This window comes from Mesorhizobium sp. M4B.F.Ca.ET.017.02.2.1 (assembly GCF_003998955.1).
Lineage (GTDB): Bacteria > Pseudomonadota > Alphaproteobacteria > Rhizobiales > Rhizobiaceae > Mesorhizobium > Mesorhizobium abyssinicae.
This window is the reverse complement of record NZ_RZOF01000313.1, coordinates 1-7,385: the sequence shown is the minus strand read 5'-3', so window position 1 is coordinate 7,385 and position 7,385 is coordinate 1. Positions and strand designations below refer to the sequence as shown.

General features: G+C 65.8%; 5 protein-coding genes. All 5 read right to left on the bottom strand.

Annotation, left to right across the window (positions count from 1 at the left end; genetic code table 11):
- The coding region (locus tag EN738_RS27310; RefSeq protein WP_145966943.1) for an FAD-dependent oxidoreductase at positions 1-1,651 on the bottom strand (1,651 nt) is incomplete at its 3' end.
- Between the two features lie 191 nt (positions 1,652-1,842).
- On the bottom strand, positions 1,843-3,222 hold the full coding sequence (locus tag EN738_RS27305) for an aspartate aminotransferase family protein (protein ID WP_127286404.1): 1,380 nt from the start codon (positions 3,220-3,222) through the stop codon (positions 1,843-1,845).
- Positions 3,223-3,428: 206 nt separating this feature from the next.
- Entirely contained in the window at positions 3,429-5,498 is a 2,070-nt protein-coding gene (locus tag EN738_RS27295; RefSeq protein WP_127286402.1) for a prolyl oligopeptidase family serine peptidase, read from the bottom strand.
- Positions 5,499-5,603: 105 nt separating this feature from the next.
- Positions 5,604-6,764 (bottom strand): MFS transporter, encoded by a 1,161-nt coding sequence (locus EN738_RS27290; protein WP_127286401.1) that lies wholly within the window; start codon positions 6,762-6,764, stop codon positions 5,604-5,606.
- Positions 6,765-6,853: 89 nt separating this feature from the next.
- Positions 6,854-7,385: MFS transporter (locus tag EN738_RS27285; RefSeq protein WP_145966942.1), on the bottom strand; the 532-nt coding region annotated here is incomplete at its 5' end.

The following is a 7,385-nucleotide window of genomic DNA, read 5'->3' as shown; positions in this document are numbered from 1 at the left end:
ATATGAGATAGAACAGATCGTTCTTTAGCCGCGCCACGACATACTCGGCCTGCACGCCACCGGCCGGCGTCAGGTGATGGGCAAGGGCGACACGACCGGGACGAGGCAGCTTGTTGGCAAGGATTCCGTCGAGCCAGTCCTCGGCGCCCGGCCCGCTGACCTCGAACTTGGTCATCGGCGTCATCTCGACCAGCCCCACGGCCTGGCGGACGGCCTGGACCTCCTCGGCGACGTGGTTGCCTTTGGAGGTCCAGCGCCAGCTATAGATGTTGCGCGCTTCGACACCCGCGGGCGCAAACCAGCTCGGCATCTCCCAGCCGTTCAGCACGTCCCAAACCGCGCCGAGCTGGCTTAGGCGGTCGTAGGACGGCGCCGTTTTCTGCGGTCGCGCCGCCGGCATGTCCTGGCCTGGATAGTGCTGCACGGCGTGGGTGCCCCAGGCTTCCCTGACTTTTTCCCGGGTCCAGTTCTTGTTGGCATACTCGCCGAACCGGCGGGGATCGAGTTCGGCCGTGTCGATGCTGTTGCCGCCCTCCACGATCCGCTCGGAAAGATAGTAGCCGATCGCTCCGCCCCAAAGGATGCCGCCCGGCACGCCCTCCGCGAGCCAGACGTTCTCAAGACCCCAGGCCTGCCCCATCAGCGGCAGTTCATCGGCGGTCATCTGGAAAGGCCCGCGCACATTGCGCTTTATGCCGGCGCGCCCGAGCGCCGGGACCAATTCACTCGCGCGCTCCCAATTCCAGGAGACGGCATCGAAATCCTCGTCGAGCAGATCGGCGCCGAACCATTCCGGGACGCCGTTTTCGGCGAACAGCTTGAGCTGTTCGGTCCGCTCATAGGGACCGAACAGCAGCCCGTCCCCCTCTTCGCGCAGATAGCCCTCGTAACCCTCGTCCCTGAGGATCGGCATCTCCGGCAGGCCCAGCCGTTTGCGTTCGACAACTTCCGGAACCGCCTCGGTGATCCAGTACTGATGCACGATCGGGATCGCGGGAATGTCCAGCCCCAGCATGGCGCCGGTCTGGCGCGCATAGTTGCCGGTTGCGAGGATGACATGCTCGCAGAGGATGTCGCCGCGCGGGGTCTTGACCTTCCACTCGCCGCCCGGCATCCGCTCGAACCCGACAACTTCGGTGTCGAGATGGACCTTCGCGCCGAGGTCGCGTGCGCCCTTGGCCATCGCCTGGGTAACGTCCGCCGGTGCAATGTGACCATCGTCGGGATGGTAGAGGGCGCCCCGCATGTCCTTATTGTCGAGCAGCGGCCAGATCTCGCGCGCCTCCGCCGGCGACACGATCCGGGCCCGCACGCCCTGGACCTCCGCGACGTCCATATAGCTCTTGTACTCGTCGAGCCGGTCGCGCGTGTTGGCGATGCGCAGCTGGCCGCATTTGTGCCAGCCGACCTTCTGGCCCGTTTCGGCTTCCAGGCCCTCATAGATTTCAATCGACCTGGCGATCATGCGGCCGACGTTGCGGCTGCGCGCATAGGACGGAATGAGCCCTGCGGCATGCCATGTCGAGCCGGCGGTAAGCTGCGTCCTCTCCAGCAATGCCACATCGGTCCAGCCGCGCTTTGCCAGGCCATAGAGAATGCCGGCACCGACGCAGCCGCCACCGACCACGACCGCACGAAAGGAACTCACCATATGCGCCTGCCCCTGTATGAAACTGCCATTGGTTCACATTACCGCTGGCGCATACTGTCAGACGGCATCCGGCTTTTCAGCACATTTCCTGGTCTGGGACACGGCAGCAACCGCCCGGCCGTTGGTCCACGATCATGATTGACGCCAATGGAAACGGCCGGGCGCCGTCGCGGACGCCGCCCGGCCTTCGTTCAGCGCTTGCGCAAATCCGTTTCGGCGAGATCGAGCGCCCTGGCGATGCGATCGCAAGCCATGTCGACCGTCTCGCGCGTCCAGATCAGCGGCGGCGACAGGATCATCGTGTCGCCGGTGGCGCGCAGCATCATGCCTTGCGCGATCGCGTGGTCGCGCACGACGACGGCGGCACTTCCCGACGGCAGGTAGCGCTCCTTGGTCGCCTTGTCCTTGACGATCTCGATCGCCCCCATCAGCCCGATCGAGCGCACTTCGCCGACCAGATTGTGCCCGGCGATACGCTCCTGCAGCGCCTGGGCGAAGTATGGACCGGTGTCGTTCCTGACCCGCTCGACCAGGCCTTCGCGCTCGATGATCTCGAGGTTCTTCAGCGCCACGGCGCAGGCCACGGGGTGACCGGAATAGGTGTAGCCGTGGTAGAACTCGCCGCCCTTCTCGACCAGCGTCCTGCTGATGCGGTCGCCGACCAGCAGCGCCGACAGCGGCTGGTAGCCCGATGTCAGCGCCTTGGCCGTGGTGATGGTGTCGGGCTCGATGCCGAAGGTCTGCGCCGCGAACCATTCGCCGGTGCGGCCGTAGCCGGTGATCACCTCGTCCAGCATCAAGAGCACATCGTATTTGCGGCAGATGCGCTGCACTTCCGGCCAGTAGCTCAGCGGCGGGATCTTCACCCCGCCGGCGCCCATCACCGGCTCGCCGATGAAGGCGGCGACCTTGTCGGCGCCGGCCTCGAGGATGGCGTCCTCGACGGCCTTGGCCGCGCGCAGGCCGAAATCATGGTCGCTTTCGCCGGGCAGCGCGAGCTCATAGGCATAGGGCATCATCACATGGACGATGTTGGGCACGGCGCCGCCGAGCTGCTTGTGCATCGGCTCCATGCCGCCGAGCGAGGTGCCGGCAACGGTCGAGCCGTGATAGCCCATCTTGCGCGAGATGATGCGGTTCTTCTCCGGCTTGCCCTCCAGCGCCCAGTAGTGGCGCACGAGCCTGAGCGCGGTGTCATTGGCCTCCGAGCCGGAAGAACCGTAGAACACCTGGCCGACTTGCTTCGGCGCCAGTTCCGCCAGCTTCTTCGACAACAGCACCGGTGTCGGCGTCGAGCATTTGAAGAAGGAGTTGTAGTATGGCAGCTCCTTCATCTGCGCAAAGGCGGCCTCGGCCAGCTCGTTGCGGCCGTAGCCGACATTGACGCACCAGAGGCCGGCCATGCCGTCGAGGATCTCGGTGCCTTCGGCATCGTAGATGAACGGTCCGTCGGCACGGGTGATGATGCGCGAGCCCGCCTCGCGCAGCTCCTTGTGGTCGGTGAAGGGATGCAGGTGATGCGCGGCGTCGATCTGCTGAAGCTGCTTCAGCGAATAATTCTGATAGGTCATGGATTTGCTCTTTCCTCTTGAATCAATCCGGCAACGGCCGGGGCGGATTCCTCAGAGGAGGGCGGGTGGCGAATAGCCGATGCGGGCGCAAAGCCTGAGCAGCTCGGCACGAAGCGTTCGCGGTGACGGCGTCACCGCGACCCCGAAGGCGCCTGATGTCTTCGTGCAAGCCATGGCGGCACCTTAAGCCGCCTGATGCCCTGAATTCAAGCCGTACCCGCCAGCGCCCGCTGCAAGAAGACATAGCGCATCGCCGTTTGCGCCGCTTGAGGACGACGATCGCCACGCCCGCCATGGCCGCCCTCGGTTTCTTCGAAGAAGAGTGTCCGGCCGTGGCCAGCCTCCTGCAGGCGCGCCGCCATCTTGCGGGCATGGCCGGGATGGACGCGGTCGTCGGCCGTCGAGGTCATCAGCAGCACTGGCGGATAGGCGGCACCCGCCTTGACATGTTGATAGGGCGAGTAGGCGGCCAGCCACGCCGCCTCTTCCGGCTTTGCGGGATCGCCATACTCGGCGATCCACGAGGCCCCCGGCGGCAATTCGGTGTAGCGCAGCATGTCGAGCAGTGGCACGTCGATGATGACGGCACCGAACAGTTCCGGACGCTGGATCAGCGACGTGCCGGTCAGCAGGCCGCCATTCGAGCCACCCTGGATGCCGAGCTGCGCCGCTGTGGTGAGACCGCGCCGGACAAGGTCCGCGGCAACCGCGGCGAAATCGTCAAAAGCCTTCTGGCGATTGCCCTTGAGCGCCGCCTGGTGCCAGGCCGGGCCGAATTCGCCGCCGCCGCGGATGTTGGCCTGCACATAGGCATTGCCCTTCTCCAGCCAAAGCCTGCCGCGCACGCCGGCATAGCCCGGCAGAAGCGGCACTTCGAAGCCGCCATAGCCGTAGAGCAGCGTCGGCACCGGTCCGCCCTGGTCGCGCCGCCTGACCACGAAATAGGGGATCATCGTGCCATCGCTCGAGCGTGCCTCGAACTGTTCGGAGATGAAGGGCGAAGCGTCGAAGCGGGCCGGCTGCGCCTTCACCGTCTGAAGCGTCTCGCCATCGTCGTCCGACCAGATGATCGAGCTCGGCGTCAGGAAATCGGTGAAGGAGAAGGAGACGCTGGCGCCGAAATGCTCGGCATGGCTGATGCCGACATTGCCGTTTTCCGGCAGGCCGACCGGCTTCAGCGACCAACCCTCGCCTGTCCGATCGCAAGCGACGACCTTGCCGCGCACATTGTCCATCAGGTTGATGAACAGCCGCTGCTCGGTGCGGGCGAGCCCGGCGATCGAGACGCGATGCGCCGGCGCGAGCACGGTTTCGACCGGCCCCAGCGTATTGGTGTCGATCCAGCGTTCGAAATCCACCGAATAAAGCCCGTCTGGCAGGCAGTGCGTGCCGTCGGGCGCCGTCCACGGGCTGCGCACGCCAAAGACGAGCTGTCCCTGGAAGATCGCCGTGTCGGTTACGTCGTCTGGAAGCGGAATGCGCCGGTTCTCGCCGGAAGCGAGCCGCAGGAAGCTGTGCGAGGAGAAGAAATCGATGGTTCGGGCCAGGAACAGGTGCCGCCTGTCGCCGTCGATCTCGACCCCGCCGCCGGCCGCGAGGTCCTGCTTTTCGCTCTCGAAGATAAGCGTGGCGTCTTCCAGCCTCGTGCCGCGCTTCCACAGCTTGACCACGCGCGGATAGCCGGACTGCGTTTTGTCGTCCTCCTCGAAGGCGGCCGAGACGATGACGGTGTCTTCGTCCAGCCAAGAAAAACCCGACTTCGAGGCGGGGGCGCGAAAGCCGCCTTCGACGAAGGACTTCGCCGCGATGTCGAACTCGCGCATCTCGCTGGCATCGCCGCCATCCGGCGACATGCTCACCAGGCAGCGGTTGAAATCGGGGTAGAGGCGGCTCGCGCCGCTGAACACCCATTTGATGCCTTCTTTCGCTGAGAGCACGTCGAAATCGACGATCGTCTCCCATTCCGGCTTGTCGGTCTTGTAGGAAGCGACCGTCGTGCGGCGCCACAGGCCGAGCACGTTGGTCTTGTCCTGCCAGAAATTGTAGACGTGGCCGTTGATCGCGGTCCCGACCGGGATGTTGTCCTCGGCCGTCATCAGGTCGAGTGCGGTTTCGAACGAAGCCTGGTAGCCGGGATCGCCCTGCAGCTCGGCAACCGTCAACTCGTTCTGGGCGTGCACCCAGTCGAGCGCCCCCTTGCCATTTCGGTCTTCCAGCCAAAGGAAGGAATCTCCAGCGGCCGGTTCAGTCTGGCCTTTTGTGATGGTTTGGGTCACGCACGGTCTCCGAAAGCTTGTCAGACGGCCTCGCCTACATCGCGTCACGGACGCTCACATTCAAGATGGCAATGACAGCTTGTCGCGACGAACGCGGCTTTTCCTTCACATCACGCGCCGGCGCAGAACGGTCGCCACCGCCAGTGCGGCACAGATCGCTCCGAGAGTGGCCGGCAGGCCGGACGCGCCGGTGATATCCATGACGCCGCCGGTGAGTGGCGGCACCAGGATGCCGCCGACGCCCCACATCAGCGAGAAGGCGGCGTTGCCGGCGACCAGCGCCGAGCCGGTGAAGCGCTCGCCGAGCTCGATGATCGACATCGTGTAGATGCCGTAGGAAACCGCGCCCCAGATGAACACGCAGGGCCAGATCAAAGGCGTCTCGATCAGCAGCGGCAGCAGCACGCAGCCGAGCACGGTCAGCGACACGCACAGGAATCGCACCAGGCGCGCCGTCAGTCTTTCGGCCAGCAGGCCGAGCGGCACCTGCATGGCGATGTTGCCGGCGATCATCGTCGACAGCAGGGCCGACATGCTGGCCTCGGCAATGCTGTAGTGAGTGCCGTAGACCGGCAGCAGCGCCAGCACCGCCTGCTCGAAGCCGGCGGCCACGACCACGGCGGCGAGCAGCAGCCATGCCTTCGGCATGAAGCCCATCACCGAAACCTGCTGTCCGGCCTCGTCGACCTTGGGCAGACGGCCAAGCACCAGCGCCAGGCAGCCGCCGCAGAAGACAAACGCGAAGATGCCGACCAGGAATGGCGGCCAGCCCTCGGTGCCGACCGCAAGCAGGCAAAGCGGACCGGCGGCGAAACCGGCCGAGATGACGGTCGAATAGACGCCCATGACGCGGCCGCGGCGCGACGGCGGCGCCAGCGCGATCACCCAGATTTCGCTGAGAACATAGAGCGGGTTGGTGACGACGCCGATCAGGAAGCGCAGCGGGAACCACAGATAGACGTTCTGCGTCCAGCCGACCAAAGCCAGCACCAGCGCGGAAAGCGCGGCGCAGGTGAGTGCCGTCCGCCCTGGCCCGAAACGGCGCGCCAGCGCCGGGATGATCGGCGAGGACAGGATGAAGCCGATCGGCGTCATCGCCGCCGAAAGCCCGATCATGGCCGGCGAGATGCCCTGGCGCTGCAGGATGAAGCTGAGCAGCGGGTAGCTCAGGCCTTGCGCGATGGCGAAGACCGAGACCGTCGCGATCACCCCGGTGATCGCCGCCCACTGTATCGTTTCGTCGCTGTTCGTTTCGGCGGCGCTCATGGCCCTTCCTCCGCCGGCAGCCTTAGCGGTTCGGCTGGAAAGCCGTAACCCCCTCACCAGCGAAAACCGCTTGCTCCAGCCAAACCCTGTCAGGAACTTCGGCGGCTGGCCGACCTGTAGAGCGCGAAGGCCACCAGCAGCGCATCGAGCCCGACGATCACCGCCGGCAGGCCGAGTGGGCCGACCGCCTCCATCAGCGCACCGGCGCCGGGCGGGCCGACAATACCGCCGGCGCCCCACATCAGTGCGAAGGCGGCGTTGCCGGCCACCAGCAGGCTTCCCTTGAAGCGGCTACCTAGCTCGACCAGCGCCATCGTGTAGACGCCGTAACCGACCGCGCCCATCACCACCAGCACCGGCCAGACCAGCGGCGTCGTGATCAGCAGGGGCAGCGACAGCGCGCAGGCGCCGGTCGCCAGCGCGCAAAAGACGATCATCGCACGGCCGCCGAAGCGCTCGGCCATCAGCCCGAGCGGGATTTGCAGCAGGATGTTGCCGGCCGACAGCGCCGTCACCAGCGCGGCGAGCTTCGCCTCCGGCAGGCCGTAGCCGGTGCCGAAGACAGGAATCAGCGAATAGGTGCTCTGCTGCACGGCCGCCGAAACCAGCACCGCCAGCAGC